Origin of the sequence: Halomonas sp. QHL1, assembly GCF_001882345.1 — a bacterium.
GTDB lineage: Bacteria > Pseudomonadota > Gammaproteobacteria > Pseudomonadales > Halomonadaceae > Vreelandella.
On the sequence record NZ_MINL01000005.1, the window covers coordinates 1 to 1,235 of the forward strand.

The 1,235-nt window shown below is 51.7% G+C and carries 1 protein-coding gene; it reads left to right on the forward strand.

All coding sequences use genetic code 11. From position 1 onward, the window contains the following. The first annotated feature begins 63 nt into the window (after nucleotides 1-63). A protein-coding gene (locus QHL1GM_RS19060) for an IS3 family transposase (RefSeq protein WP_139245614.1) occupies nucleotides 64-1,217 on the forward strand; the annotation gives its coding sequence in 2 pieces (ribosomal slippage) (nucleotides 64-307 and nucleotides 307-1,217; 1,155 coding nt in all). Nucleotides 1,218-1,235: the final 18 nt, after the last annotated feature.

A 1,235-nucleotide genomic window follows, 5' to 3' on the forward strand; every position in this document is an offset into this window, starting at 1 on the left:
CTGAATCGCCCCAGGTTTCGTAGACACCTCTAGGCCTTATACTAAAGGTATCTAGGAGGATCCATGAGCCGTCCCCGTTACACTGAAGAATTCAAAATCGAAGCCGTTAAACAGGTGGTAGAGCGTGGCCATCGAGTTGCCGAGGTCGCTGAGCGTTTAGGCGTGTCAGGCCACAGCTTGTACCACTGGATCAAACGCTACGATAAGCCGGTAGAACAACGGCAAGAAGATGATGATCTCCAAGCTGAAAACCGTCGTTTGAAGGCTGAACTAAAACGTGTGTCAGAAGAGCGAGATATATTAAAAAAGGCCACCGCGTACTTCGCCAGGGAGTCCGACTGAGGTACGCGTTTATTCAAAAGCATGCGGGCCAATATCCGGTACGTCGCTTGTGCCGCATGATGGCCGTGCACCCTAGCGGCTACTACGCATGGTGCAAAAAAGCACTGTCTAATCGAGACCGGGTTGATCAGCGCCTCTTGGGATTGATCAAGCATGCGTGGCTTGAAAGCGGCGGTGTTTATGGATATCGCAAGGTCTACCAGGATTTGCGTGAGGCTGGCGAAGCCTGCGGTAAGCACCGAGTGGCCCGCCTGATGCGTAGAGAAGGTTTACGCTCTCAGACCGGCTATCGACGACGCCCTGGCTGCTATGGCGGTGGAAAGCCGGCCATCGTATCACCCAACCATTTAGACCGTCAGTTTGAAGTAACAGCGCCAAATATGGCTTGGGTGACGGATATTACGTACATCCGAACGTACGAAGGCTGGCTTTACTTAGCGGTGGTTATCGACCTGTTTTCTCGTCAAGTGGTTGGCTGGTCGATGAAGTCACGTATGACCACGGAGTTAGTGCTGGATGCTTTATTGTCGGCAGTTTGGCGACGCAAGCCACAAGGAACTGTGATGGTGCATTCGGATCAAGGAAGCCAGTTTAGCAGTGGAGACTGGCAAAGCTTTTTGAAAGCTAATCACCTGGTGGGCAGCATGAGCCGACGTGGTAACTGTCATGACAACGCCGTTGCTGAAAGCTTCTTTCAACTCCTCAAGCGAGAGCGGATCAAGCGACAGATTTATTCGACACGGGAAGCGGCTAGACGCGACGTGTTCAATTACATTGAAATGTTCTACAACCCAAAGCGCCGACACGGCACAAGTGATAACTTGTCACCGGTTGAGTATGAAAGGCGTTACTTTAAGAGCCTAACGGGTGTCTAGAATATCCGGGGCGATTCA